The sequence below is a fragment of the Bradyrhizobium sp. Rc3b genome (genome assembly GCF_900114915.1).
In the GTDB taxonomy this organism is placed as follows: Bacteria; Pseudomonadota; Alphaproteobacteria; order Rhizobiales; family Xanthobacteraceae; genus Bradyrhizobium.
The window spans coordinates 112,433-138,456 of record NZ_FOUS01000013.1 but is presented as its reverse complement, the minus strand read 5'-3'; the positions used below and the strand labels follow the sequence as shown (position 1 = coordinate 138,456).

Annotated in this window: 22 protein-coding genes and 1 pseudogene; 3 read left to right on the top strand and 20 right to left on the bottom strand. The window is 58.2% G+C overall.

The window, feature by feature from the left end:
- Nucleotides 1-384 precede the first annotated feature (384 nt).
- On the bottom strand, nucleotides 385-1,602 hold the full coding sequence (locus BM190_RS28510) for an acyltransferase family protein (RefSeq protein WP_092261033.1): 1,218 nt from the start codon (nucleotides 1,600-1,602) through the stop codon (nucleotides 385-387).
- A 971-nt stretch (nucleotides 1,603-2,573) separates the two neighbouring features.
- On the opposite strand from BM190_RS28510, the gene BM190_RS41260 reads away from it, so the two are divergent.
- Together BM190_RS41260 and BM190_RS28500 are read left to right on the top strand one after the other, a co-directional pair.
- Nucleotides 2,574-3,011 (top strand): DNA ligase-like domain-containing protein, encoded by a 438-nt coding sequence (locus BM190_RS41260; RefSeq protein WP_244550757.1) that lies wholly within the window; start codon nucleotides 2,574-2,576, stop codon nucleotides 3,009-3,011.
- Nucleotides 3,012-3,518: 507 nt separating this feature from the next.
- On the top strand, nucleotides 3,519-4,319 hold the full coding sequence (locus BM190_RS28500; RefSeq protein ID WP_092261031.1) for a hypothetical protein: 801 nt from the start codon (nucleotides 3,519-3,521) through the stop codon (nucleotides 4,317-4,319).
- 183 nt (nucleotides 4,320-4,502) lie between these two features.
- On the opposite strand, the pseudogene BM190_RS28495 reads toward BM190_RS28500, so the two are convergent.
- The 5 genes and pseudogenes from BM190_RS28495 to BM190_RS28475 form a co-directional block, all read right to left on the bottom strand.
- A pseudogene (locus BM190_RS28495) lies at nucleotides 4,503-4,812 on the bottom strand (NAD-dependent epimerase/dehydratase family protein); the annotation flags it as partial.
- Nucleotides 4,793-5,863: a GDP-mannose 4,6-dehydratase gene (gene gmd, locus BM190_RS28490; protein WP_092261029.1), complete on the bottom strand. Its 1,071-nt coding sequence runs from the start codon at nucleotides 5,861-5,863 to the stop codon at nucleotides 4,793-4,795. The pseudogene BM190_RS28495 and the gene gmd, both read right to left, overlap by 20 nt.
- 294 nt (nucleotides 5,864-6,157) lie before the next feature.
- A complete protein-coding gene (locus BM190_RS28485) occupies nucleotides 6,158-6,385 on the bottom strand; it encodes a hypothetical protein (RefSeq protein WP_092261027.1) in 228 nt (75 codons plus the stop codon).
- 333 nt (nucleotides 6,386-6,718) lie between these two features.
- Entirely contained in the window at nucleotides 6,719-7,735 is a 1,017-nt protein-coding gene (locus BM190_RS28480; protein WP_092261014.1) for an NAD-dependent epimerase, read from the bottom strand.
- Nucleotides 7,736-7,758: 23 nt separating this feature from the next.
- The gene (locus BM190_RS28475; RefSeq protein WP_409362449.1) at nucleotides 7,759-9,033 is read right to left on the bottom strand and encodes a nucleotide sugar dehydrogenase; all 1,275 of its coding nucleotides are present in this window, start codon (nucleotides 9,031-9,033) and stop codon (nucleotides 7,759-7,761) included.
- Between the two features lie 182 nt (nucleotides 9,034-9,215).
- Between BM190_RS28475 and BM190_RS28470 the strand changes: the two genes are divergently transcribed.
- Nucleotides 9,216-10,190: a GDP-mannose 4,6-dehydratase gene (locus tag BM190_RS28470; RefSeq protein ID WP_092261209.1), complete on the top strand. Its 975-nt coding sequence runs from the start codon at nucleotides 9,216-9,218 to the stop codon at nucleotides 10,188-10,190.
- 33 nt (nucleotides 10,191-10,223) lie between these two features.
- Here BM190_RS28470 and BM190_RS28465 read toward each other — a convergent pair whose 3' ends face one another.
- From BM190_RS28465 to BM190_RS28400, 14 genes are all read right to left on the bottom strand, one after another.
- On the bottom strand, nucleotides 10,224-11,177 hold the full coding sequence (locus BM190_RS28465) for a UDP-glucose 4-epimerase family protein (RefSeq protein ID WP_092261012.1): 954 nt from the start codon (nucleotides 11,175-11,177) through the stop codon (nucleotides 10,224-10,226).
- Entirely contained in the window at nucleotides 11,174-12,328 is a 1,155-nt protein-coding gene (locus BM190_RS28460) for a glycosyltransferase family 4 protein (protein WP_092261010.1), read from the bottom strand. Before BM190_RS28460 ends, BM190_RS28465 begins: the two co-directional genes overlap by 4 nt.
- The gene (locus BM190_RS28455; protein ID WP_092261008.1) at nucleotides 12,325-13,191 is read right to left on the bottom strand and encodes a methyltransferase domain-containing protein; all 867 of its coding nucleotides are present in this window, start codon (nucleotides 13,189-13,191) and stop codon (nucleotides 12,325-12,327) included. Before BM190_RS28455 ends, BM190_RS28460 begins: the two co-directional genes overlap by 4 nt.
- Entirely contained in the window at nucleotides 13,182-15,116 is a 1,935-nt protein-coding gene (asnB, locus tag BM190_RS28450; protein WP_092261006.1) for an asparagine synthase (glutamine-hydrolyzing), read from the bottom strand. The genes BM190_RS28455 and asnB overlap by 10 nt, the downstream gene beginning before the upstream one ends.
- A complete protein-coding gene (locus BM190_RS28445) occupies nucleotides 15,116-16,306 on the bottom strand; it encodes a glycosyltransferase family 4 protein (protein ID WP_092261004.1) in 1,191 nt (396 codons plus the stop codon). The genes asnB and BM190_RS28445 overlap by 1 nt, the downstream gene beginning before the upstream one ends.
- Nucleotides 16,307-16,519: 213 nt before the next feature.
- On the bottom strand, nucleotides 16,520-17,338 hold the full coding sequence (locus tag BM190_RS28440; protein WP_177237342.1) for a class I SAM-dependent methyltransferase: 819 nt from the start codon (nucleotides 17,336-17,338) through the stop codon (nucleotides 16,520-16,522).
- Nucleotides 17,339-17,521: 183 nt separating this feature from the next.
- The gene (locus BM190_RS28435; protein WP_157158392.1) at nucleotides 17,522-18,136 is read right to left on the bottom strand and encodes a class I SAM-dependent methyltransferase; all 615 of its coding nucleotides are present in this window, start codon (nucleotides 18,134-18,136) and stop codon (nucleotides 17,522-17,524) included.
- Nucleotides 18,133-18,867, bottom strand: coding sequence for a glycosyltransferase family 2 protein (locus tag BM190_RS28430; protein WP_092261000.1), 735 nt, complete (start codon nucleotides 18,865-18,867; stop codon nucleotides 18,133-18,135). The genes BM190_RS28435 and BM190_RS28430 overlap by 4 nt, the downstream gene beginning before the upstream one ends.
- 402 nt (nucleotides 18,868-19,269) lie before the next feature.
- Nucleotides 19,270-20,523: a glycosyltransferase family 4 protein gene (locus tag BM190_RS28425; protein WP_092260998.1), complete on the bottom strand. Its 1,254-nt coding sequence runs from the start codon at nucleotides 20,521-20,523 to the stop codon at nucleotides 19,270-19,272.
- Nucleotides 20,520-21,578: a Gfo/Idh/MocA family protein gene (locus BM190_RS28420; protein ID WP_177237341.1), complete on the bottom strand. Its 1,059-nt coding sequence runs from the start codon at nucleotides 21,576-21,578 to the stop codon at nucleotides 20,520-20,522. The genes BM190_RS28425 and BM190_RS28420 overlap by 4 nt, the downstream gene beginning before the upstream one ends.
- Before the next feature lie 4 nt (nucleotides 21,579-21,582).
- Nucleotides 21,583-22,833 carry a class I SAM-dependent methyltransferase gene (locus BM190_RS28415; RefSeq protein ID WP_092260994.1) on the bottom strand — a complete coding sequence of 417 codons (1,251 nt, stop codon included), beginning with the start codon at nucleotides 22,831-22,833 and terminating at the stop codon, nucleotides 21,583-21,585.
- Entirely contained in the window at nucleotides 22,830-23,828 is a 999-nt protein-coding gene (locus BM190_RS28410) for an NAD-dependent epimerase/dehydratase family protein (protein ID WP_177237340.1), read from the bottom strand. The genes BM190_RS28415 and BM190_RS28410 overlap by 4 nt, the downstream gene beginning before the upstream one ends.
- Complete coding sequence (locus tag BM190_RS28405) at nucleotides 23,825-25,189, bottom strand: nucleotide sugar dehydrogenase (protein ID WP_092260992.1); 1,365 nt, start codon at nucleotides 25,187-25,189, stop codon at nucleotides 23,825-23,827. Before BM190_RS28405 ends, BM190_RS28410 begins: the two co-directional genes overlap by 4 nt.
- A 274-nt stretch (nucleotides 25,190-25,463) precedes the next feature.
- Nucleotides 25,464-26,024 (bottom strand): NUDIX hydrolase, encoded by a 561-nt coding sequence (locus tag BM190_RS28400; protein ID WP_177237339.1) that lies wholly within the window; start codon nucleotides 26,022-26,024, stop codon nucleotides 25,464-25,466.

Here is a 26,024-nt window from a genome sequence, read left to right as displayed (position 1 = left end):
ACACCTGATTTGGTCCCCGATAACAATCTGGATCCAAACTCCGACCGTATCGGTCGTAGCCGTAGGGGTACCCCATTTGGGCGGCTGCTGGCATAATCGACATCGTAATCGCCGATGCTGTAATCAACGTCGCCAATAAAAACCTCACTGTCCCGTCTCCTCTTTTGACCAAGGGCCATTATGACGAATGAATCCTGAACGACAAATGAGCGGCCAAACGACGCTGCTGAACGACTACACCATTCAACCCCGGCTTGAGCATCTGTGGAATACCGACAAATGCCCGCCGCTGAGCCGAGACCAGCAGGCGGAGAGGAGTAGGAGGGTGGCAGCTCTTTGTGCTTAAGGCATGCGCGTTCGGGCTTAGCTCCCACGGTCGCACGGTCACGAAGCTGCGGCGCCAGGAAAGTCCTCTACTAGCGATGCGGCTTTTAGAGACTGGTTTTCCTTCTGGATACGCTTGGACATTGAATGAGACGGACGCTCAACAAATCGGAAAAATAGATCGGCTGAAATCAAGGAGCCAGAGACCGCGACGATCCAGAGTGTCCAGCCATTCAACCGCCCGTGTCCGTAGATCTCGACAATGTGCATCACGGGATAGTGGATCAAGAACAAGCTGAAAGATATGCGGCCTAGTCTTCGCAGTGGTGCTGGGACTGCAATTGGCGAGGCAACGGCTAGCGAGATGAATCCGGCAGCAGCAGCGGCAGTAAACAACTCGCCGATGTATCGAGGCCATTGGGGCCAGGAGTAGCCAAAAGAATAGAAATAAACGCCAACCGCCGTCGCCCCAAAAGCCCAGAGCACGCCTCTCGATCTGTGAATTGCCCAACGTACGATCTGTGTTCGATACTTTGCGACGTAAGCCCCAATGAAGAACATCCCGGCAAAGTGGATGGTGCGTAGAGAATCCAGCAGTTTGCCGTCATCGACGATCGTTTTGTTGAGGGCTGGGAAGTAAAGGGCCGCCGATAAAGCGCAAGAAAACAGTATCGGGCCAACGAGGATCGCAGCGGAGGTTCGCGCGACGATCCAGAATATGAATGGAAATATTATCGACAGGCGCATTTCATAGACGAGGGACCAAATGGGCGGATTTATGAGCTTTGGACTGAAATGGCCGATCAGAAAAACGTGGTTTACGAATGCACTCAGAGAAAAGCTGCCACGCGGTACCAAGCCCGTTTCCAGTCGCGGCCATTCGACGCCAGACCAGAACGGGATCTTGAGCGTGGCGGCTGCGATGATGAGGGCGGCAAGGTATGGAAGGTAAATTCGGACGAATCTGGCCTTCAGGAAAGTTCCGGCTGTAAGCGAAGCTCTCTCGCACATGAGATACAGCGCAAAGCCGCTCAAAACAAAGAACACGATCACGGCCTGATGGCCGGAAAATAGGAGGCCGAATGGCGGGAGTTGGGCGGTCGCCCAAAGATCCTTGTTGTCAAACATTACGAATGCTGCGGTGTGGCTCAGAACCACGATGAACGCCGCGAGGCCTCGTACTGCATCCAGCCAAGGATAGCGTTGATCTCCAGCGTCCCCGAAGCGTTGCAAAGCATTTCTCTCCAGAAGTATTGAGGAATACTTCGCACGGCTCATGCCGAACGTAAAGCCGCCACCCGTCGCGCCATGCGCTCGATGAGATATTGAACGATCAATCGATTGACTAGGCGTTCGACATCGAGTGTCCTAGACAAAAAGAAAACAGGCAGGTCCGAGCGCTAGTTTCTATCCTTCGGCATCGCGTTTTCGTACTCTTTGACCTGGTCGATATTGAGTTTCAGCACCAACCCACAGCACATCGCGAACGCGATCCAGCCAATTGCAAGAAGTTTCACCGGTGTCTCCATTTATGGCCTCAGTAGAGCTTGAGGAGCTGGGGCCAATTAGATCGAAACCGGGACCAATGGCAATCACCGTTGCGGCCCTCGACAGGGTTAACGCGGATTTATCTTCGGTGCAACTTGATCAATCCCCGGTGCAGTAATGTGGGCGGTTTCGATACCCCTCGGGACCCACCCCTAGCGTTCGGCGGATCGCCAGTTTAAGGGCTGGAACAGAGGAGAGATCCGCGTGCGCTTCTTTCAGATGCTGCTAATTTTCCTAGCCAGCGCTGAACCCGGCGCGTTCGCCAAGAGCGCGCCGCACGATCCGAGACCCAACTCAGAGTGCCTCGTGAGCGCGGCCGAACTGCCGCCGGGAGCGCCAAGGGTCATGTGCCCTACCCGCAGCTCGCCGGGTAGCTTTTGCGTCTGTCCCAGATTCTCAAAGAACGGCAATAAAGAAGGATACTATACTGGGACGGCCAAATAACCAGCTTCAGTGCTGAGGAGCAAGGATCAGCTGCTTGGCTTCGACTTCCAGCCGTAGGACTGATGCGGGATTCGGCCCGTAATGTCATCGTCTCTCTCGTCGGAGAGGCGCCATGCAGCCACACCGAAACAGACCGTCAACACCACTGCGGCGGACAATCAGCAGCATCGATAGAAACTGGCTCAATCCAACTTCCTCAACATACGCACTGGGCAGGGCGAGCAGGGGAAGCCGATTCGGAAAATGCAGGCCCGGAGATGCGCGAGCTCGGCGAGGCCCTCGACCATCTGCACGGCCAGGAGATCCCGGAAGAGCCGACCCAGCACCAACGAACTCCGCCGCGCCGGTACCGCACTATCTCCCGATCTGCCCACGCGTTCGAGTTCTGCCTGCCAAAGGCCGCCAAAGCCGTTCCCATCGGCCACGACTGGCTCCACGAAATCAGGTGCGACGGCTATCACCTGCACGTCGGGCGCAAGGGCGAGGCCGTGCGGCTGATCACCAAGAATGGCCACGAGGCCACACTCAAGAACCGCGAGCAGCAATTCATCATCGACGGCGAGGCTGTAGTGCTCGGGGTCGATGGCGCATCAGATTTTAACGCGCTGCACTCCAGCCAGCACGACGACGAGGTGCAGCTCTACGCCTTCCATATCCTCGCACTCGACGGCGAGGACCTGCGCCGCTTCCCCTGACGATCGCAAGGCCAACGCAGCACGCCTATTGAGAGGACGTTCTGACGGCATGTTCGTCGCCCCGTTTGAGATTGGCAAGATCGGACAGATTTATTTCGCATGGCCTGCGAGATGGGGCTTGAAGGCCTCGTCTCGAAACGACGCGAACGGCGGTATGCGCCGGCCGGTCGAAGGATTGGATCAAGGTGAAGAACCGGACACATCCAGCACTCACCCGCGTGATTGATACTCACAAGTAGCGCGCCACGAGCCCTCGACGAGGCGCCAGGACATTTTCATTTCTCCATAGAAAAGCCGCCCCAAGGCGGCTCGTTGCCCCATTTCCGCAGCGCAATTTCGCTGGCTGGACTGCTTTACGTAGTTGGCCTGCTCTGGCAGAGTGCTCTACATGAAACCAGACGAGCGAAAATTCTACCACTCCGATGAGGTCGGAACCATGGCTTTCCTTGCCGCGGTCCTTTTCGCGCTATTCTGTCTTTGGCTCACCGCCGACAAGTTCCCGCATTGATGACCCATAATCTTACCCTTTCTGAGGCGGCAGAATCTGCTGCGAAGCTCATACTCGATGGCGGCCACGTTGAACGATGGGTTGAAGGCTCGATTTTCCCTAGCGAAATGGCGTTCTTTCTAGCCGTTTGCGACTCCCAAAAGATAAAAAAAGTCATCGAAAGCGGCAGACAGGATGGTTACTCGACCGCCATCCTTGGCGACTGGGGTGATCGCACCGGAGCCAAGATAATCTCCATAGACCTGGAGAGCGATCAAGACCGCGCAGTTGCATGCCGTCTTCGCCTTGTGAATTATAAATCTCTCCGTTTAGTCCGCGGTAACGCGTACGCGGAATTCGGGCGCTACGCTCTAGATTCCCGAGAGCGAACGGCCTTCCTCACAGACGGCCCAAAAGGCGCCCCTGCCATCTCCATGATGGCCGCCGCGCTGACTGATCATGTTTCCGTTGTTGCCAGCCATAATCTGCACCAGGGCAGTATGGAGTACGATTATTTTACCAGCATTGGCGATGGGAGCATTTTTTACGAGAACGCTATCCCAAACCCTGGTCCCAATTGGGTTGAACTCCGCCGCCGAGATGTCGATCATGCGAGGCGGGTCGGAGCAGTTCGTCCACTCGAAGCATCTTCGATCGGTGTTCTTGTCCTCGATGAGCGCAATCGCATAGCAATGAAGGCTACGTGGGGCAAATCCTTCGGCTTGCACCAACCCGCAGCCGTCCGCCTTCTCTGGAGTCTTGGAGCGTACAAATTAGCTCCCCTACTCTATGGGGCGTCTTATCGCCTACTAGGGCGCTGAGGGAACGATCGCCCTGATGCTAGCACTTGCTTTTTCTCTGTTCTGCCTGTGGCTCACGAAGGCGCGACAGTCGGAGAGCTCATATTTGCTCATATCGATGCATCGCCAGTCATCATCGATGTTGGAGCCAGGAATGGCATGAGCATGTTTTCGGCCTCCTTTTCTCAAAGGGCCACAATCGTCGCCGCTTTGATGCGCAGCATGGAGAACGTTCGCCGCGATTACGGTGTTGTCGTAGATGAACTCAGCGCGCAACATATCGTTGGCGAAAATTCCTCCGGCTTTGGCGGCGGCGAGGAATACGACCTGCGGATGCATCTGTGCGAACCAGTCGAACACGGCGGCCTGGTTGCAGAGATCGACCTCGCGCCAAGCGACCGTCACGAGTCTGATGTCCTCTCGGGCGAGCCGGCGCACGAGTGCACCACCGACCATGCCCGATGGCCGGCAACATAAACCCTCTTACCTTGAGCTCAAACGGTATGCTTGCCACTTCCGGCGTCCCGCTTTGCTTCCGCTAGATCGCTCGCTACCATTTCCTCGACGAGCTGGGCAAAGGTCCGCTTCGGCTTCCAGCCGAGCACCTGCCGCGCCTTGCTGGCGTCGCCGACGAGCAGATCGACCTCAGTGGGTCGGAAATAGGTGCGATCGATCTTAACCATACTTTTGCCGCTCTTGGCATCGACTCCAATCTCATCAACGCCCTTGCCGCGCCATTCGATGCGGCGGCCGACATGTGCGAAGGCGAGTTCGACCATCTCCCGCACTGAGCGCATTTCGCCGGTGGCGAGCACAAAGTCGTCCGGCTTGTCGGCTTGGAGGATCATATGCATGCCCTCGACGTAGTCCCGCGCATGCCCCCAGTCGCGCTTGGCCTCCAGATTACCAAGGTAGAGTATATCCTCCAGCCCGACCTCTATGCGGGCGACGCCACGGGTGATCTTGCGCGTTACAAAGGTCTCGCCGCGGATCGGGCTCTCATGGTTGAACAGGATGCCATTGGATGCGAACATGCCGTAAGCTTCGCGGTAGTTCACCGTGATCCAGTAGCCATAGAGTTTTGCAACACCGTAAGGCGAGCGCGGATAAAACGGCGTGGTCTCCTTCTGCGGGATTTCCTGCACGAGGCCGTAGAGTTCGGAGGTCGAGGCCTGGTAGAACCGCGTCTCTTTCTCCATACCGAGAATGCGGATCGCCTCCAGAAGCCGCAGCACGCCAACCGCATCCGCGTTAGCAGTATATTCAGGAGTCTCGAAACTGACGGCAACGTGGCTTTGGGCGGCGAGATTGTAGATCTCGGTCGGCTGGATCTGCTGCACCAGGCGGATCAGATTGGTTGAATCCGTCATGTCGCCATAGTGCATCAGGAACGGCACATTGCCGGCATGCGGGTCCTGATAGAGGTGATCTACGCGCGCAGTATTGAATGAGGACGAACGCCGTTTGATGCCGTGCACGACATAACCGAGCGACAGCAGATGCTCGGCGAGATAGGCCCCATCCTGGCCAGTTACGCCGGTGATCAAAGCAATACGCCTGTTCATATAGCGGTGCCCTCTTGAAATACAAACAATTTGCCCTCGCGCTCGTAAGCAGTAGGTGGCGGCAAGGACTGGTTCTTTTGAGCAAGCCAAGCTCAATTGGAAATGGATACTGGGATCGACGTATCCTTGCCACACAATATTGACGGCGCTAGCAATAAAATTAGTACCGCTGGACCTGCAGTCGCTTCGAACGCCTCTCGCCGGCAACTGCGGCTGCGCAAGTTCGCTTCCGCAGCTTCCGCAACGATCTACTTGATCAGGACGGTAGAAAGGATACAGCCTGGGAGGAGCGGCTCAGATCATTGCAGATCGGGCACCGAGCCACAGCGCTGCGCTCATTAAGACTGCCAAGATGACCAGCTTGGGCGGAAGCCACGATCCAGACTCGGAATAGCCACTGCGAAGACGCAACACGATACTGCCGATCCCCACAACTACAGCGAGTGCCATGATCCAGAACGCGCCTCGATCCTGTCCACCGACGAATAGGAAGGTGGCAACGAGTGCAATCAACCATTCCATCGTTGGCTTACCTCGTTACGCAAGAAGGCTACCTTTGCAGGGGACCGGACGGTCAAGCTTGGGCTCAGGACTGTAGTACAGCCAAGTGTTGTGTTGAAGGGAGCCAATTTTGGCTATTCTCCTGTGCGCCAACGATTTCCGATGACGTCTTGACTCCTCACCGCAAGGATGCTCCTCGGCTTTAGTGAGACTACGAAACCTCTTGCGTTCTGTCCGTGTGATGAGCTCAACATTTTGCCTATCATGCGGCAGATCCAACTCATTTTGCCGGGAAAGCCCTCCTTAGGACGTGATTGGTAGTCAGAAGGGAGATCACCGCGGCTACCGCTTCAACTAGACTTTGTAATATCCTCGATACCATTTGACAAACTTGTGGATCCCCTCCTCGGCGCTGGTCGACGGCCGGAAACCGACATCGCGCATCAGATCATCGACATCGGCGTATGTGGCCGGAACGTCGCCGGGCTGCATCGGAAGCATTTCCTTCGCTGCAACACGGCCCAGCTCCTTCTCAAGCAGGGAAACGACATGCATGAGCTGCTCTGGTCTGTTGTTCCCGATGTTGTAGATCTTCCAAGGCGCAGCGCTACGTGAGGGATCCGGAGCATCAGTCGGAGCCTGCTGCCCGGGAGCGGGCGGCCGATCAATCAGCCGCACGATGGCCTCCACGACATCGTCGACATAGGTGAAGTCGCGCGACATCTGCCCGTGATTGAAAAGCTTTATGGGCCTTCCTTCCACGATCGCTTTTGCAAATATGAACATCGCCATGTCGGGCCGGCCCCACGGTCCATACACCGTGAAAAACCGCAGACCCGTGGTCGGCACGGAGAAGAGATGGCTGTACGCATGCGCCATCAACTCGTTCGCCTTCTTGGAAGCCGCGTAGAGGCTTATTGGATGATCCACGTTGTCGTGGACAGAGAATGGCAGCTTCTCGTTCGAGCCATACACTGAGGATGACGAAGCATAAAGAAGGTGCCGACACTGCGTATGCCGACAGCCCTCAAGCACGTTCATGAAGCCTAGAACGTTCGCGTCGACATAAGCACGCGGGTTCTCGAGAGAATATCGCACGCCGGCTTGAGCCGCCAAATGCACGACATGGGAAAAATGGAATTCGGAAAAAAGTGAAATGATTGCATCGCGATTGGCAAGATCCATTCTAACAAAACGGAAGGATGGAAATTCCTGCAGCAAACAAAGGCGCGCTTCCTTCAGCGTGGGATCATAATAGTCATTGATGATATCGAGACCAATGACTTCCCGACCAGCCGACGCAAGCCGATGCGCGACGTGAAAACCTATGAATCCGGCGGCGCCGGTCACCAGTATTTTTTGATCAGTCATTGCGCCCGTTACCTGCTTAAGAGCTAGAGTCGCCAGAGTTCTATCTCGGCCGGCTTGCTCGCCCGGTCCAGCCGGGACTTGACGTCCAAGACTAGACCGTGCCCCTCTTTCAGGAGCGACTGCAAGAATGGCCAGCCCAGATGGACGAAAGTGTCGTGCGCGACGGCGAGTACGACCGCGTCGGCCGGTTGCTGCTGTTTGTGATCGGAGAGCTCAATTCCATACTCGTGAAGGGCCTCGGCGCGATTCGCCCAAGGATCGCTAACCTGAACCTTGATGCCGAAAGATTCCAGTTCCCGAACAATATCGACGACCTTGGAATTGCGGAGGTCCGGCACGTTCTCCTTGAACGTCACGCCCAGTACCGTGACAACCCCGTCGCGCAATCCCCTCTTCAGGAGACGCCGAATGCACTCTCGCGCAATCCATGCACCCATGTCGTCATTGATGCGCCGGCCCGCAAGGATGACTTGAGGATGGTACTTCGCCCTCTCGGCGCGATGGGTCAGATAATAGGGATCGACCCCAATGCAGTGTCCGCCGACCAGCCCGGGCTGAAACGGGAGAAAATTCCATTTGGTGCGGGCAGCCGCCAGCACATCACCGGTATCGAGATCGAGCGTGTGAAATATCTGCGAGAGCTCATTCATGAAGGCGATATTGAGATCTCGTTGCGTGTTCTCGATCACCTTGGCCGCTTCAGCGACCTTGATCGAAGGCGCCTGATAGATGCCGGCCCTGACGACAGCGCCATAGACATCAGCAACGATCCTGAGCGAATCGGCGTCCTGCGCGGACACCACCTTTTGGATGGTCTCGAACCGATGTTCCTTGTCTCCGGGATTGATCCGCTCAGGAGAATATCCGACGTGGAAATCAACGCCAGCCTTGAGTCCGGAGGCTCGCTCGAGAACTGGCACGCACTCCTCTTCCGTCGCACCGGGATAGACGGTCGACTCGTAGACGACGATGTCTCCCTTCTTCAAGGCGCCGCCGACGGACTTGGATGCGCTCAACAGCGCGCGGAGATCGGGCTTGTTTGCGCCGTCAATCGGAGTTGGAACCGTTACGATGAAGAAGTCGGCCGCGGCCAAACCTGACGGCTGGTTCGTGTATTCGATCCGTGCCACCTGGAGATCGGCCATCTCGATTTCGCGCGTACGGTCTTGACCTCGGCGGAGCTCGGCGATCCGCTCCGCGCTGATGTCGAAGCCGATGACTCGATATCCGGCCCGACCAAACGCCACCGCCACTGGAAGGCCGACGTAACCAAGGCCTATAACGCCAATGTTTCGGATAGTTCGCAAACCGGTCAGCTCCTCGCCAGAACTACGCTGCAACGTCTCGTTAGCTAGGAAGCACCTCTGTTGCAATCCCTTATCTTTCGGCGACGGGCCTCGCCCAAGCTACTAGCGCTTGAGGCGACCTGCATTTAAAGCTAGCTATGGTGTCGCAAACCCCGCTCGGAAGTCAGTTCGCCATGTCCAAAAAAGCACTTATTTTCGGAATCTCCGGACAGGACGGCTCGCTATTGGCCGCGCATCTGCTCGAGCGCGGCTATGCGATCCATGGAACGTCCCGCGACAAGGAGCTCGGCATCTTCGCGAACCTGCAGCGGCTGGGTATCCGCGATCGGGTGACGCTCCATTCCGTGGATCCTGCCGATTTCGGCAGCGTCTTGCGCGTCATTTCCGACACGACTCCAGACGAGATCTACAATCTGGCAAGTCAATCTTCCGTCGGCCTGTCATTTGACCAACCGATCCAGACTCTAGAATCCACCATTTTCAGCGCTCACAACATTGTCGATTCCGTCCATCGATTAAAACTGAGCTCTCGCGTCTACAATGCGTGTTCGAGCGAGTGCTTCGGCAATACCGATTTGCCTGCCGACGAATCCACCCCGTTCGGTCCACGAAGCCCATATGGCGTCGGAAAGGCCGCGGCATTTTGGACCGTAGCGAATTACAGAGACGCACACGGGCTCTTTGCGTGCTCGGGACTTTTGTTCAATCACGACTCGCCGTTGCGTCCGCAGCGCTTTGTCACACGAAAGATCGTGTCGGGCGCCGCCGATATTGCCGAGAAGAAGACTGACAGCCTGCGCATTGGGAACCTGCACGTCTCCCGGGACTTCGGCTGGGCGCCGGAATATGTTGAAGCCATGGCGATGATGCTCCAGGCCGAAACGCCCGAGGACTTCGTGATCGCAACAGGACAAACTAATACGCTCGAGAGCTTCGTTCGCGAGGCATTCAGCTATTTCGGACTCGATTGGCAAGAGCACATCGACTTCGACGAAAGCCTGCTTCGTCCGATCGACCTGAAGTGCAATTCGGCCGACCCTGCCAAAGCGAAACGGATACTCGGCTGGGAGGCAAAGGTCTTCATGAAGGACGTCGTCAGGCTGCTGGCAGACGGCGAACTCGAATACCGCCGCGCACGGAAGGCGTAACCATGGCGCTTCTCTTGTGCTGATCCGCCTGTCTTAGCGAGATACTAGAAACGCTCGTGCGGTGCGCTGCAATTCCTCGTCGACGCTGAAAGGCGGGCTCCAACCGAGCATCTTGCGGGCTTTCTGACTGTCGACACAGAGTGAGAGACAGAGCCGCTGCGCCAGCGCTCGCTGGCCGGCCAATGCGGCCGCGCCCTCCAACAGACTAACGGGAACGGGAAGCAGGCGGGCCTTAGTGTCGAGAGCCACCGCCATCCTTTCCAGAAGATCTGGTGTCGACAGGTCTTCACCATCGCTAGCCATGAAGACTTCACCGGCCGCCGCAGGGTGCCGCAAGCAGGCGCGGATCAGGTCGACCATATTGCCGACGCCGATCAGGCTCCGGCGGTTTTCGATGCGGCCAAGCGGCAGCGGAACTCCGCGTCGCAACCAACGCATCATCGATAGAAAATTCGCGCGTACACCTGGCCCGTAGATCAAGGGCGGACGCAGTACGACGACCTGCATGCCGCTCGCGCGGCTGAGTTCGAGCAAGCCACATTCGGCTTCGAGCTTGGACAGTCCGTACGGGTCCTGCGGGTGCGGCGTTGCTGTTTCGACGAAAGGCGCGTCGGGAGCTGTGGATTCGCCGCACACCTTGACCGAGCTGAGAAACACGAAGCGGCGAACGCCGGCATCGGCAGCCTGACGTGCGAGACACAAAGTTCCGTCCACATTGACGCGACGATATGCATCCAGTGCATTTGCACTGCTTTCGCGCATCACATGCACACGCGCCCCCAGATGCACGACGGTATCACATCCCGCAACCGCAGATGTCCAATCGGAAGGGCCTTCGAGATCGACGTTCTCGGCAACGTCGATTCCGGCCGGCAGATCTCCACGATTGCGATGGACACCGGCGCGTAGAGGAATTCCGTCGGCAGCGAGACGACGGACCAGATGCCCGCCGACAAACCCCGAAGCGCCGACGACCAGAACCTTCATGGCGCCAAAAGCTCGGAATAGATCGCAAGTGTCTGCGCAACGACGATCTCCTTGGAGAACTCCGCCTGGACGAGCTTTCGACCTTGCGCTCCCATACGACGACGCTGCCCCGGGTCTGCCAGCAATTGCGCGATGGCCTCGACGAGCCGGCCGACGTCGCCGGCCGGGACGAGCATACCGTTGACACCGTCGGTCACGATCTCCCGGCAGCCCGGCACATCATAAGTCACGATGGGGCACTCGCCCGCGGCGGCTTCGATCAGTGTCTTGGGAACCCCCTCCCCGTACGTGGTCGGTAAACAGACGATCGCCGCCGCGCGGATGATCTCGGGGATGTTGTCGCGATGTCCCCACCACTCGACGAGTCCATCGTCGTGGTATTGCCTGAGAACGGCTTCAGGAATGGAGTGCGGGTTTTCGGAGTCGGGCGCGCCCGCAAGGACGAACCTCGCAGCCGCGTTCTTTTTCCGCAGCTGAGCTGCGGCTCGCACGAAATCCTCGACCCCCTTCTCCTTGATCATCCGGGACGCGAGGAGCACTATGGGGGGGAAACTCTCCCGGCGTATTTGGGAGAACTGTGCAAGATCGACACCCGATCCCTTGACGAGGCGAATCTTCTCCGGTGCGACGCCGATGTCATCGGTCAATACTTGCGCGTCATCCCGGTTCTGAACAATCGTCAACGCCCGCCGCTGCCTCAATGCATACCTCAATAGCGGAGCGATTAGGCAGCGAAGGGTCTGCGCATAGATCGCCTTGGACGAGAAAACGAAGCCCAATCCCGCGACGTTATTGACAATTGCAGCCACGCCCGCGAGCCGTGCCGCGATCGAACCGTATAGGACGGGCTTCATCGCCACGTGATGAACGATGCTCGGACGATAGCTTCGGTAGAGCGTCACCAGTTCAGCGATGCTCGCCACTTCGCGGAACGGATTTCGGCCGGAGCGCCGCATGCGCTTCAGGGCGATGGGCACGAATCCTTCGCGCACGATGGCATCGGCCTTCTCGCCAAGCCGCGTTGCCACCAATACCTCGTAGCCGGCGGCCAACGCCGCCCTGGCGATCGGCAGGCGGTGGGAGATAAAGTACCAATCCTCTGTCACCACGAACAGCAACCGCTTCCGATCGAGAACGGAGGCCTTCCTCACACCGGCCTCATGATCACGCGGATTTCGCAGGTTATGAAGTCCTCATCGGCAAACGGCCGAAACTGCGGTGCCATCCGATCACGAGCCAGCGGCAGCTCCGGCCATCGCTGCTCCGAGATAACATCGACGCTGAAGCTGGCCGCCTTCATCAGGCCGATCATTTCCCGCGGACGGATGCGATTTGTGTAAAAGCCCGAGGTCCGGAAAGCCGGGGTCTCCCAGACGTCATCTCCAAAGCGCAGATTGTTCAAGCCGCCTCCAAGGTGATCGCGGAAATCGATGCTATGAACACCGATCCCGCCGGGCGCCACGATCCGGCGGAGCTCCTTCATCAGGGCCGGAAATTCGTCGCGATAGATGTGCTCGAGCACGACCTGGGACCAGAAGAAATCGATCGACTGGTCAGGGATTGTCTTGAGCGAGCTCGTGCCTTCCGTCAGATAGACGACGTCGTACTCCTTCATCGCATCCGGCAGGGTCGCCGACTTTAGTGGCGCAACTTCCCGCCCGCGCGAGGCAAGCAGCTCCAGAAGTGCACGGCACCCGGCGATGTCGGTTTCGGCGAACCGTCCTGCATCTGCAAGCCATGCCTTTTCGGCACCGAACGCGCGGGCGGCGAAGCCCGACAGGACCGAGTCTCCCGGTCCAAGCTCGAGGGAACGAAACTTCGCAGGGAGTTGCCCATGCTGAACGGCGGACTGGAAATGGCTTTCAAACGCGGAGATTGCACGCTCCGGAACCATCATCTCGCCATGGCGGAACAACCCGATGCGTTTCCAGAGGGCGTAAGGAACAGGCAGACGCGCGAGACCAAGCTTAATGCCCAGCTTGGCCCACCATGGCACGCAGGAACTCAGACCCATTGCCTAGCCCGCTCAAGCCACAGGTCGAACATCAGCACGGTCCAAAGCTGGCCACCACGGTTCACCCGACCGATCTGATGTTGCTGCCAGTTGTCGCTGATAGCTTTGCGATCAAAAAATTCGTCATTGCTGGAGGACAGCCAATCCGAGGCCCAGCCCTTCAGCGGGCCACGCAACCAGCCATCGATCGGAATGCCGAAGCCCATCTTCGGGCGTTCGAACAGCTCACGCGGCACGTAACGCTCCAGCAAACGCCGAAGGATATATTTTCCCGAACGGTTCCTGAATTTCTGGGCGATGGGAATCTCCCAGGCGAATTCGACCATACGGTGATCAAGGAGCGGCACGCGCGCCTCGAGCCCGACACGCATACTTGCCCGATCAACCTTGGTCAGTATGTCGTCCACGAGATAGGTCGACATGTCCCAGGCCATTTGCTCCACTGTCGCAGGAACGTCGGGCGCCAGCACCAGGGGCGCAGGTCTTGCAAGAGCGACACCGTCCGACGAGACCAATACGGTTTCGGGATTGGCCCATTGCGACACCAACCTGCTTTGCAGTTCGTACAAGTTCGAGGATGCGAGCACGGACGCGACCTTGTGGATCTTCTGCCCTGGCAGGGCGGGCTGCAGGTGCGGCGGAAGGACGTAGCTCAGTGCGCGAAAAGCAGCATCCCAGCTCGCTGGCGAGGCCGAGGTCAGACCGGACGCCGCCACGCGACGCAACGCATGGGGAATTCTGGTCAGACGTTTCCAATAGTCGGAGACAAACAAATAACGATTGTAGCCTCCAAACAGTTCGTCGCCACCGTCACCGGACAACGCAACCGTCACCTGGTGTCGCGCGAGTTTCGAGACAAGAAAGGTCGGTATCTGCGAGATATCCGCAAAGGGCTCGTCATAGATGTCAGGCAGCGAGGGAATGACGGCCATCGCATCGGAATCGGAAACGTAGAGCTCGGTGTGCTCGGTCTGAAGATGCTTTGCGACGTCGGCGGCATATCGGGCTTCGTTGTAACTTGGATCGTGAAAACCGATCGAGAAAGTCTTGGTGGCCCCACCACCCACGGCCTGCATGATGGCCGTGACCGAACTAGAATCGATGCCGCCGGACAGGAACGCTCCCAATGGTACATCTGAGATCATGTGCTCGGCCACGATGCCGCGCAGGCGCTGGTCCAGCTCTTCCAGCACCTCCTCCTCGTTCGGACGCTGCCTCGACATACCACGCGCGACGACCTCTGGAATCGACCAGTAGGCCATCGGCTCGCTCGCATGACCGTCGCGAAACCTGAGTGTAGTCGCGGCGGGCAACTTATACACACCCTCGAAAATGCTGAAGGGCGCAGGAACGTAGCCGAGGCGCAAGTATTCGGACAAAGCCGGCAGCGAAACAGGAGGAAGCTCTCCGCGCTGCACCACGATTGGACGCAACTCTGAGGCGAAGATGAGCGTTCCGTTCACAACGCTATAGTACAGCGGCTTGATGCCGAGCCGATCGCGCACGAGCACAAGCGTTCGTTCGCGCTCGTCCCAGATCGCGAGCGCAAACATGCCGGCACACCGCGAGATCGTCTCATTGATGCCCCAATGCTCAAAGCCCGCAACGACGACCTCGGTATCCGAGTGACCATTGAATTGATGGCCCTTGGTCTCCAGCTCGCGGCGCAGGTCGCGGTAGTTGTAGATTTCGCCGTTGTACGTCAGCGCATAACGGCCGGACGCCGAAATCATCGGCTGCGCTCCGGCGGACGACAGATCGATGATCGACAGCCTTCGATGGCCAAATCCCGCGCGGCCGTCCTCGCTGATCCAGTGGCCGTCACCATCCGGGCCGCGATGCGCAAGCGCATCGGTCATCCGGGCCAGAATCTGGCGATCGATCCTGCCTGCCTTGCTGCCCGCAATTCCGATGATGCCACACATTATTGCGTTTCGGATTTCTGGCGTGGAGTGATTGACATGAGGATCGACGCGAACTTCGCAGCAATGGAGGACCACGATAACTCGTTCATGGCGTGGGCTTTCGCCGCCGCCCCGCAACGCAGCCGCAAGGCCTCGTCATCGACGAGTCGGCTGAGTGCGGCTGCAAGTGCGGCCGGGGTCGAATTTACCGCGACCAGACCGGTTTGCTCGTGCAGGACCTGCTCGGCAAGCCCTCCGACGGGAGTCACGACGGCAGGAATTCCCGCCGCGCCTGACGTCGCAAGGACGGCGGACTGGCTCGCGCCGCGATATGGCGCAACGACGATATCGATCCCCTCGAAGACCGCGCCAACATCCTCTTCGGGGATCCATCGGTTATCAACGAAGACGTCGTCAAGCCCGGCGATCCGCGTCCGATACGGCTCGATATCTCCTGGACCGATGATGCGAAGCCCGACATCCTTGCCCTCGCGCTTAATGATTTTGTAGGCGTCAAGAAGGATATCTAACCCCTTGTACGGCAACAGCCGTCCGAAAAAGAGCAATTGGATCTTGCGTCCGGCTGGCGTGGGGGCCGGGCTTCTGGTTTCGGCATAGGGGAAGACACCGAGCGGGGCGATCCACACCCGTTCGGTAGGAAAACTGTTGTTCGTCGTAACCGACTTCTGCGTGTACTCGGTCAGCGCAACGATGCCGTCGCTTGCGGCGATTTCGGTGTCGAGCATCCATTTGCGAATGGCGATATCGTCCCCGGCGTGCGGCTTTGGATCATGCAGGACGAACACGTAAGCGACTTCCCGGGGTCGGCGCCACAGGATCGGAACATTCCACAGATGGCTCATGGTGCAGACAACCACGGAGATGTCGTGTTCGTGCACATAGCGCCAAAATCGACGTCGAACGATCGGCACGCGCAGCAATGCAAGGATGGCTGAGGAGACGTTCGTGTAGGTATCGACGTGATAACCCGGCAATCCAAGTGCGTCGAAATCGGCAACGATCTCCCCTTGCCGCGATAGCGACAAATGCAGCTCGAGCTCCGGATTCTTCCTGAGCTCGCGCACCAGCTCGTAAGTATACCTTACGCCGCCGCCACGTCGTCCCCAATGCCAAATCAGCACTTTTCGAAGGTCCGAAGGGGTTGGCTTTTGTTCAAGCAAGCCGGTTTGCATCGACAACGCCTCAATCATAGTAATATTGTACCACCAGACTTCGAAAGATTGTCATTGGCAATACCGCAGCCACGCCGAGCCTCAATATTCGACAACAGGCTTCATGTCGATTGGGAGGTTGAACCAAGCTGAAAAACCAGGAAATGAGCCGAAACCCTGAAAAGTAATCAGTGGCTTATTGTCCTTCGCCTCAAAAGGGAGGCAGAAGAGGGTAGGAAAGCGGCACAGGATTCACCTTTTGGTTCCGGAATAGACACAGTGGATGCAGGCTGGCACTAGGAGTGCTTCGATCCGAAGCTTTTCGAGCAGATTGGCTGTGTTGACGAAGAACGAATTCGATGCCAACGCAGTGGGCACTAGTCTAAACAAGTGTGAAGCACCCTTGACGCCGTAGCGCGCAAAGGCGCGCGTAATAGCTGCTCCGGTGACGAGGCGCTCATTCCCATAAATGAAGCGCTCTCCTGTCGCCTTATCGGTCTTATCGATAATCGTGTTGAAGCCGCGGATACGAAACATCTTGTACTGAATCGCAGGATTCCACGCGTTGGGTTCGACGATTACAATTCTGCCACCGGGAGCCAGCAACGACACGATCTTGGCAACGATTTGATCGCGCGGCTCTAGATGATGGAAGGTATCCTTCATGTAGATGAGGTCGTATTGGGCGTCAGGAAGATCGAGCAGGTTGATACGTTCGATCCTGACCGTCACCGGCCCGATCTTGTCGCGGACGTGCTTCGTCAGTTCCCGCGCAGCGTCCGTCCATTCAGACTTCACATCGATCCCCGTGACATCCGCGCCGCGCAACGCCAGCCAGTGGAGGTCCGAACCGATGCCACAGCCGATTTCAAGGACGCGCAAGCCGGGACGAACGAGTGCAACCACGTCGGACAGGCGCCGGTCATAGGCCCGCCAGAGATAGGGCGCCGAACTGCTGAAATATTGGGGATAATTGGCCCGAAAGGGTATCTTGTCCTGATCCACCGAATGCAGGCACCACTCGAAAAATGCTGCCGGGGAAGCCGGCGCCGAATTTCCGGCATAGTTCATTTTGGTTCCCATTCCTCAGAAAGGAGCCTCGACCCGGGAGACGGAATACCTCGCCATTTAGCCGTTCCTGTAATGCCATAGCGGCATCCGAACAAGCGAACAGGGCTCCAAGCCCCAAGCGGCCCCGCAGAGATGGACCCAGGCATCTGTCGCATCGGCCCAGCTGGCTCCGGGGAAATTCCCTTAGGGCTTGGCTATCGTACGGCAATCGAACATCGCCGTTGTACCGAACAGCTTTCCCTGACCGTACAGGAAATCGATCGAGACGACTTCGAAGCCGGCAAGGCGAAGGAAGTATCGCACCAGATGGTGGTTAGGTATGAAAATATGCTGGTCGTACAGCGGGTGGTTGTTGTTCCAGTTCGGCCCAAAGAAACCGCTGAAGCGACCGCTCACTGCATAGCCGACGATGCTTCGCCAATTGTGTACGTTCGGGAAGGTTAGGATCAGGCGTCCGGCCGGTGCGGCGAGCCGCCGCAGCTGGGCCAGAAACTCATAGGGGTTGACTAGGTGTTCCAGCACTTCGGTGGCAACAAGAACATCAAAAGTCCGCCCACCGATTCGATCCGCCCAGCCGGGCTGACTGAGATCGACTTCCTCCACCTTGGCAACGCCGGCAGGAACATCAATCTTCCAGCCGACCCCCATCAACTCGCCAAAACCGAGTTCCACAAGGCCCCCCAGCAATTCTCCCTCGCCGCAACCAATATCGGCGACGCTCGCCGCACGGTCAGGCGATATCAGTGATATTCGCTCGGTGACGCCGGCACGAATCGCAAGACTATTTGGGTCGTTCATCTTATCCGTATCCTCCACCATATGCGGCGAATGGCCATGATGACGCTCGCGACCGCCACAGGGGTATTATGTTTTTGAAGCACCATCCCGAACTCCCGCATGCTCCAATCAAGATTGGTAGCCGAAACGCCCGATTGCCGCATGACAGTCATTTCGACCGGTATGTGATTTGCCGGATATCGTTTGACCAGCCGCAGGATCATGTCGTGGTCCGCGGCAACCCGGAACGTCGTATCATAGGGGCCAAGCTCTGCGTATTGCCTAGCCGATACGATGAGAGACGGATGGGGCAAATAAGCGGAGAAATAAAGCGGCCACTTCTTGAAGTTGTAACGCTGAAGAACCCGGCTGCCATCCGGTTCGGCCCTGACCAGATCGCAGTAGTTCACTGAACCTTCGACCAGACGCGGCACAATTCGCGCCAGGACGTCATTGGCATTGTAATAGTCGTCTGAATTCAAGAGGTGAATCCAGTTGCCCCGCGCAAGCCGGATTCCCTTGTTCATCGCATCATAGATGCCGCGGTCGGGCTCCGATATCCATCGGATAGTCTCGCCTGCTTCCGTAAGGATGTCGATAGTGCCGTCTGTCGACCCGCCATCGACAATCAGGTGCTCATAGTCACGGAAACTTTGATCGCGCACGCTCCGCAACGTATCCCGCAGGGTCGCGGCACTATTGTAAGTGACCGTGACAATCGTTAGCACCGGCCGCACGGGACGATCAGTCATCCCAACCCAACTCCGCCCAGTGACTGTCAAAACAACAAATCCGCGAGTGCCCACGATCTCGCATCACAATCGCTGCGCATGCTAACGGAGGAAAGACACCCCCGAAATCTGTCCGGCTCGACAGGTCAACGTTCATTGGCACCCGCCGCTGCTTCGAGCATAAAGCTGTCCGTGGGCTAGAGTGAGGGGATATCCTAAAAGGTAAATAGCCGTAGACGGCGCCCGCCTCAATGAAATGCTCCACTCTCTACCATAACATTTGCGAGACACCCAGATCATTGCCTGCCATCACGCGGTGACTTAAACTCAAAAGTAGTGCGCCACGGCTGGCATAGGCTGGCGGCGATTTTCACCAGGCACAGCGTTGTCAGTGACACGCGACTCGTGCGATCTCCGGCCGCTTCAGTGGCTTCTTAGTTGCTCTGCTATCCTTGCCGCAACCGTCTCCGCCCTGAACTTCGTCAGATAAGTTTCCCAGCCCGCGCTTCCAATTTGGTTGCGCAGCGCGTGATCCTGCCCTGCCCGCGCAATCAGATCTGCGATATCGCTGGCGTCACACCCGAGCAAGGCATTCTCTCCGTGCCTGATCTCGGGCATCGACAAGCTCACGTCCTGATGGGCTATCACGCAGGAACCAAGCGTCCAGGCGTGAAGATATCGGGTGTGGCCGACCTTGAATGGCGTCGCATTGTTCGTGCACAGGAACACGTGCGCCGCCAGCATAGCTTCGTCGATATCCGGTACGAAGCCGCGAAACACTACGTCGGGCCCTTCGAGAGGAGCGCGAATACCTGGCTCAAGCTCCCCGGATCCGAGAATCTCGATCCTGAATGTCCCCGGCGCCATGCGCTTGCGCAACTCGGGAAGAACCTCGCGGCCGAGATAATCCAGCCCGTAGCGGTTGGCGGTCCCGCCGAGCTTTCCGATATTGCCAATGATGACAAGGGGACTCGGCTGCTCCAGCGCGCGTCGACGCTCGCGCCACCCCTCGCCGAAGCGGTCGATCCAGACATTCTGGATATAGAACGCGTTCGGATGCCCGCGCTGGGCGTAATACGCGGCATCGTTAGCGGCTACATCCCCGAGTATTTCGTAGCGGAGCATAATCTGGTTATGCACCTGCTCGAGACGGGACAGGCCAAGTCGCAAGCGCAGATAGCCCGGATTCCAGCCATTCAGCTTGCGATCATGCATTGCGCGCATGTAGCCGGTCTTGTGATCCGGGTTTCCATAGTAGGCGAATTTGAGAACAGGCACCGTGGAACAGGCGGCTGTCAGCCATTCGCTCCAGGGCACCATCAGCGCATCCGCATTCCAGGATGCTAGAGCCCGCGCGATAGCGCCTCCCTGATCGACATAGGGATAGAAATGTTCCGGCTTCGGATCGAGCAATTTGATGAATGGCGAGCCCTGCGTCTTCCGCACCGGTAAAATGATTTCGGGCAGGATCTCGACGCCAACTTCGGCCAAAGCGGCAAGACCCGCGATTTCGTCGGCATCTGGCCGAGGCTCCCCTTCCAGCCCCACCCTGAGAAACCCGATCGTCATCGCTGTCTGGGCAGCGAGCGCACGCGTCAGTTCGAATACGACCACATTGGCGGCGCGAACCGTATGTCCTGGAAAAGGCCAGTTCGATGCGACGATGACGAGCCTCACAGGGGCCTCTGAATTTCGATGGTTCGGTTGTCCAGCGCAGCCTGCCTGATGGCATCGACCAGAAGCTGCACGCGCGCCCCCTCGCCAAAACCAGGATGGCAAGTCGTGCCTGCCCTCACGGCTGTAACGAACCGTTCCGCCAGACGCTTGAAAGGAGGCAGACGACCATCCCCGTTAGCTGCAGGTTCGGACACGTCCAGCAGCGGCTCACCACGGGCGCTCGTCGCGACCAGCCTGAAACCGCCCATATAGTCGCGCGTGGAATTATCGATCACGGCCGATCCGGCGCTGCCCACAACCGTCCACCGATGCGCCGTCAAACCCGGATTGGCGTTGCCGATCGTGATCGATGTCACCGCACCCGATGCGTGATCAAACGTGGCATGGACGAGATCTTCCGCTGCGCGCGCATCGCCATTCGGCTTCAGCTGGGCCGTCACCCGCGAATCCATACGTGCAGACAAAGCGACAACAGGGCCCGCAAGCCACTCCATGAGATAAAGAACATGGGTCCCGAAAAGGTTCAGCACGCCACCGTCGCGGTCGGCATCGGTCTTCCACGACCAGGTCCCGCTCCGATGCACCCAGGATTCGTTGAGCCAGGTGACCTGGACATGCCTGAGGTCCCCCAGCTTTCGCGCGTGGATCGCTTCGTGTAGAGCCAAAAATGTTTCGAGTTCTGCGAATTCAAAATCGAGCGCCGTTGTCAGATCTCCATATTGCTGCGCCATTCGCTCCGCAGCGGGCGTATTGGAGCCGAGCGGCTTCTCACATAGCACGGGAAGCCGATGCGCATGGCAATGTTCTACGATGGCTTCGACCTGTCCCGGAGGCACCGCCACGCTCACCGCATCGAGGCGCGAGGCGAAAAAACTCTTGGGATCCGTGAACACCGGAATTCTCAGGCGGCTTTCCGCGCTTGCAGCCTTTTCGGCATTTCTCCCCAACAGGGCAACGACCTCGACATCGGGCAGCAGATCAAATGCGGGGACATGCACGTCGGCACCAAACCCCAGACCCACGACCCCAAGCCTGAGCGCTCGTTTCCCTACCATCAGATCACTCGATAATTCGCGGCTCGGGCAAAGGCACAATGAACTTGCCCTTGTACCCACGCTTTCGGAGATTGGCGGCAAGCTCATCCGCGATGTGCCAGGACAGCAGCAGCGCGTAGTCCGGCTGGTCCCTGTACAGCGCCGCCTCGTCGATCACGGGGATCCGTGTGCCGGGAATATACTTGTCGAGCTTATGCGAGCCCGAAACTTCCATGACGGAATCCATGATTCCGTCGTCGAGGCCGACATAGTTGATCAGCGTAGATGCGCGCGACGGAGCGCCAATGCCGACGATGCTGGTGCAATCCTTCTTCAACCCAGCGAGCAGCTTGTACAATGTCAACTTGGAATGAACTACGCGCGCGGCAAAGGTCTTCAGCGCGCTGCCGTCGGTGAGACCAAAGCGCTCCTCGTCGGCGCGACGCTCGGCAACCGACGCTTGAATCGGATAGTGCCCCGAACGCGCGGCATAGACCCGAATGGAGCCGCCATGAGTCGGAATGCGTTTGACATGAAACACTTCAAGTCCGTGACGCGCGAGCAGCGCTTCGAGCGCGCCCAGCGCGTAGTAACGAAGATGCTCGTGATAGACGGTATCGTATTGGAGCGTCTTGACCAGATCGAGCAGATAGTGCGACTCCGAGATGAAGACGCCGTCCTCGGCTAGCCATTCGACAACGCCATTAGTAACGTTGTGAACATCGCCAATATGCGCGAACACGTTTGCCGCAGTTATGACCTTGGCAGCGCCGCGCTCGGCGCGCAGCCGGGTCGCGAGCTTCACGCCAAAATAATCCGTCAGCGTCTCGATGCCACGGCCGCGCGCGACTTCGCCAGCGCGCGACGGCTCGACGCCGAGAACACGATGGCCGCCTTCCTTGAAATTGATCAGCAACGATCCGTCATTCGAGCCGACGTCCACTACGAGATCGTCGACCGAGATCTTGATGAGCGATGACGCCTCTCGATACAGCTCCGCGAAGTTCTCGCGCAGAATCTTGGTCGTGCCGCTCAGATACGGATAGGAATATGGGAAGAGAACTTCCGCATCGACCTCGAGCCCGATCTGTACAAGGCTACATTCCTCGCATCGGAACAGCTCGAGCGGAAACGCAGGCTGCTCGAGCGCACGTTCCCCGACCGGCGGCATGGTGTTCACCGGCGGGACATAGCCAAGAAACAGCACCGGTTTGAGTTTATCGCTCGCACAGATTTGGCACTCGAGGATCGGCCTGGATTGCACCGTCGCGGTCATTTGCTATCTCCTGAATTTCGTGGGCGCAGCTCTGGATGGTCTCGGTACCAGCGGACGACGGGCGGAAGACCGTCCTGCAGTGAAATGCTGGGGGACCAACCTAGCGCTCTGATCTTGGTGATATCCGGACAACGACGCTGAGTTTCGCCGAGCGGTGCAGGGCCGGTTTCGATGATCGCCTCCCGCCCGAAGCTTGCAACGATCAGTTCCGCAACGCGCCGGATCGTCACCTCTTCAGCGTTTCCGATGTGGTAGACGCTGAGATGCTCCCCGCGTTCAACGACCGTCGCAAGACCATCCGTGAAATCGTCCACATGGATGAAGGCGCGCGTTTGAGCGCCGTCCCCCTTTAAGGGAAAAGTCAAAGGCAATCCTGGCGTCGTCGCCAGGTCGGCCTCTGCCGCACGGACTGAAAATTCGGGCACAACATGCTCGAAACCCATATCGGCGCCATAGACGTTGTGCGGGCGGAACACGACCACGCGGTCGAAATCCGTCCGGCCATAGTTCAGCGCGATCAATTCGGATGCGAGCTTCGACCCGCCGTAAGAATAGCGCGGATTTCGTACGTCGGGCACGACCAGTGGAACGTTCTCCGGGGTCGGAACTTGAGCTGGCGACTGATAGGCTTCCGAGCTGGACGCAACGACGAGCTCGCGCACCCTTGCATCCCGGCATGCATCGATCACCGTCAGCATGCCGCGAATCGCAACATCGACCACGAGCTCGGGCTGTTCGTAGAAATATCGAGTGCCGTTGATGGCGCTCATATGGATCACGCAGTCCATATCATCGACAGCCCGGCGCACCACCTGCGGATCGCGGATATCGCCGATATACAGCTCTACGTGATCTTGGATTCCAGCGAGCCGCCTTGGATTGCCGCGCCAATTGTTGTCCAGCACGCGCACACTGTGCCCGTCCCGTACCAGCTTCTGAACCAGAGCGGCTCCCAGAAAACCTGTGCCCCCCGTGACGAGATATCGACGGATCATAGACCCTCTACCTTCGGAAGTTTCGCTCTGCCATGGCTGCCAATTGCCATGTAGCCGACATGCGGCGCCAAAAGCAGATAATCGGCATTGAAGTTATTCCAGAAGTCATAAAATATTGCAGGCGCCGCCATTCGATGGGACAGTGTCTCGATCGCCATAGAGCGGAAGCCGCTGTGATTGTTGGTAATGACAGCGACATTAGCGCCATCGAGCGCTTCCTCAAGGGACGAGACGGGATCGAGTCCGAAATCTCGAATCGCCTGCAGCGAGACCACCGGATCGAAAGCCCTAAAACGCGCTTTGGGAAAATGGCGCTGTAACGCCGCGAGAATGGGACGCGCCATTGTGCCACGCAGGTCATCCGTTTCCGGCGCGCCCTTGAAGGCAAGGCCGAGCACCGTCACGACCGGCGCATCGGGGAAACCGCTGATGCGGCCGGTCACCTGTTGCAATGCTGCGATCGCCTGCTCCGGCTGAGCTTCATTGAGTTTCCGCGCCGTGAGAACAATCGCCGGCGACATGCCGCGATGCTCGAGCCCCTCGGCTAGGATATAGGAATCCTTTTCGAGACAGGGACCTCCGACCGGCCCCGGCATCGCGAGATTGGTCCGTGGATATCCAAGCTTTCCGGCAGAAATGACGTCCGCGGCGCTCACCCCGATCGCATCGCACATCGATGCCACCTCGTTGGAGAAGGCGAAATGAACATCGCGCTGGGAATTGTCCACCAGCTTGATCATCTCGGCGGTCTCGAGATCGCGTACACGGACCGTCGTTGGCGTCACGAACTGAAACAGCTGCCCCGCCCGCACCGTCGCGTCTTCCGAACCGCCGCCGATGATTTGTGGAAGAATGCGCAGTTCCTGAATGGCGACGCCTTCGAGCGTTCGCTCGGGACAGAAGGCCAGGTCATAGGACTTGCCAGCGGCATCGAGGATCGGGGCAACGATCGAGCGCGTGGTCCCCAGCCGCACGGTGGATCGCATGATCACAAGCGCGCCTGCGGGCATCGCCGCAGCAACCTCGCCTGCCACGTGCTCGATCATATCCGTGCGTACGCGCTTGTCCGGACCCAGCGGCGTGCCAACCGTGATGATGAAAGCCGTAGCATCGCAATCCTGCGGCACGCTCGAGTGAACCGATAATGCGCCGCTTACCAAAACGCGGCTCAGTTGGTCTGCCAATCCGGGTTCGTGGAAATGCGGCTGCCCCTGCCGCAGCCCCTCCACCACATCCTCCCGGACCTCGACGCCCCAGACCCGGAATCCGACTGCAGCCATCGTCGACGCAAGGGTGAGCCCAACATATCCAAGGCCCAGAATGCAGACGGATCGGTCGGCGAAAGAGCGGGGAACAAGCATGGTCGAGATCTTTTAACCCAAAAAAAGAGTCGATTTCTCGCCTCCCAATAGACGATACTGCCCGTTGTGTCTTGCTGTTTGTTAATGGCTGAGTTGGCTGCAATGGCTTTCGCGAATGAGCCGCCAGACCTTTCAAAACGCTCGACTATCGTACTCTACTAGCGCGTGTCAGCTTTGTCAGGATGATGGTTGCTCCCCGAGACCGTGCTTGCACAGAGGCCACGCGATTGATCCTGGTCAGCTGACCGGATCCCGCCATACGGCACCGAAACGGTCAGATCAGACCCCGCAAGCGGGCGACGGCGAACATTGCCAGATGGGGGGCATGATTGAAGGTGCCATGACGAATATAATCCTCCAGCGTCGCCAGACTGACCCAGCTGATCTCCAGATCCGGCTCAGGGGTCCAACTTGCCTGTTTTTCCGCCAATGGCGCCACGAAGCCCCACAACCTATTACCCAGCCTTCCAGAGTCCGGGAGGAGTTCTCCCAAGCTGATAACGTGCGGGGCCTGCAGACCTACCTCCTCCGAAAGCTCGCGTAACGCACAGTGCTCCGGCTCTTCCCCTTTATCGAGCAGCCCGCCGGGGAACTCCAGCGTCAAACGTTCGATGGCAGGACGGAACTGCCGGACCAGGGGCAGCATCCCGTCGGCCGTGACCGCAATCACAGAAACATAATCTGCTAGCAAAAGCCCGTGGAAACTACCTATCGACGCTCCCTGCCCGTCCACGACCGCTCGTTCGACCAAAGTAAGCCAAGGGGAGACAACAGTGGTCTTTCGGTCCATGATGCGCGACGCAGCATCGCCCTTCGACATATCGCGCAGATCCAT

What these genes read in the sequence shown, in the direction of transcription:
- BM190_RS28510 (WP_092261033.1), bottom strand. Translation starts at nt 1,602, where the DNA reads ATGAGCCGTGCGAAGTATTCCTCAATACTTCTGGAGAGAAATGCTTTG.
- BM190_RS41260 (WP_244550757.1), top strand. Translation starts at nt 2,574, where the DNA reads ATGCGCGAGCTCGGCGAGGCCCTCGACCATCTGCACGGCCAGGAGATC.
- BM190_RS28500 (WP_092261031.1), top strand. Translation starts at nt 3,519, where the DNA reads ATGACCCATAATCTTACCCTTTCTGAGGCGGCAGAATCTGCTGCGAAG.
- gmd (WP_092261029.1), bottom strand. Translation starts at nt 5,863, where the DNA reads ATGAACAGGCGTATTGCTTTGATCACCGGCGTAACTGGCCAGGATGGG.
- BM190_RS28485 (WP_092261027.1), bottom strand. Translation starts at nt 6,385, where the DNA reads ATGGAATGGTTGATTGCACTCGTTGCCACCTTCCTATTCGTCGGTGGA.
- BM190_RS28480 (WP_092261014.1), bottom strand. Translation starts at nt 7,735, where the DNA reads ATGACTGATCAAAAAATACTGGTGACCGGCGCCGCCGGATTCATAGGT.
- BM190_RS28470 (WP_092261209.1), top strand. Translation starts at nt 9,216, where the DNA reads ATGTCCAAAAAAGCACTTATTTTCGGAATCTCCGGACAGGACGGCTCG.
- BM190_RS28465 (WP_092261012.1), bottom strand. Translation starts at nt 11,177, where the DNA reads ATGAAGGTTCTGGTCGTCGGCGCTTCGGGGTTTGTCGGCGGGCATCTG.
- BM190_RS28455 (WP_092261008.1), bottom strand. Translation starts at nt 13,191, where the DNA reads ATGGGTCTGAGTTCCTGCGTGCCATGGTGGGCCAAGCTGGGCATTAAG.
- asnB (WP_092261006.1), bottom strand. Translation starts at nt 15,116, where the DNA reads ATGTGTGGCATCATCGGAATTGCGGGCAGCAAGGCAGGCAGGATCGAT.
- BM190_RS28445 (WP_092261004.1), bottom strand. Translation starts at nt 16,306, where the DNA reads ATGATTGAGGCGTTGTCGATGCAAACCGGCTTGCTTGAACAAAAGCCA.
- BM190_RS28440 (WP_177237342.1), bottom strand. Translation starts at nt 17,338, where the DNA reads ATGAACTATGCCGGAAATTCGGCGCCGGCTTCCCCGGCAGCATTTTTC.
- BM190_RS28435 (WP_157158392.1), bottom strand. Translation starts at nt 18,136, where the DNA reads ATGAACGACCCAAATAGTCTTGCGATTCGTGCCGGCGTCACCGAGCGA.
- BM190_RS28430 (WP_092261000.1), bottom strand. Translation starts at nt 18,867, where the DNA reads ATGACTGATCGTCCCGTGCGGCCGGTGCTAACGATTGTCACGGTCACT.
- BM190_RS28420 (WP_177237341.1), bottom strand. Translation starts at nt 21,578, where the DNA reads ATGGTAGGGAAACGAGCGCTCAGGCTTGGGGTCGTGGGTCTGGGGTTT.
- BM190_RS28415 (WP_092260994.1), bottom strand. Translation starts at nt 22,833, where the DNA reads ATGACCGCGACGGTGCAATCCAGGCCGATCCTCGAGTGCCAAATCTGT.
- BM190_RS28410 (WP_177237340.1), bottom strand. Translation starts at nt 23,828, where the DNA reads ATGATCCGTCGATATCTCGTCACGGGGGGCACAGGTTTTCTGGGAGCC.
- BM190_RS28405 (WP_092260992.1), bottom strand. Translation starts at nt 25,189, where the DNA reads ATGCTTGTTCCCCGCTCTTTCGCCGACCGATCCGTCTGCATTCTGGGC.
- BM190_RS28400 (WP_177237339.1), bottom strand. Translation starts at nt 26,024, where the DNA reads ATGGATCTGCGCGATATGTCGAAGGGCGATGCTGCGTCGCGCATCATG.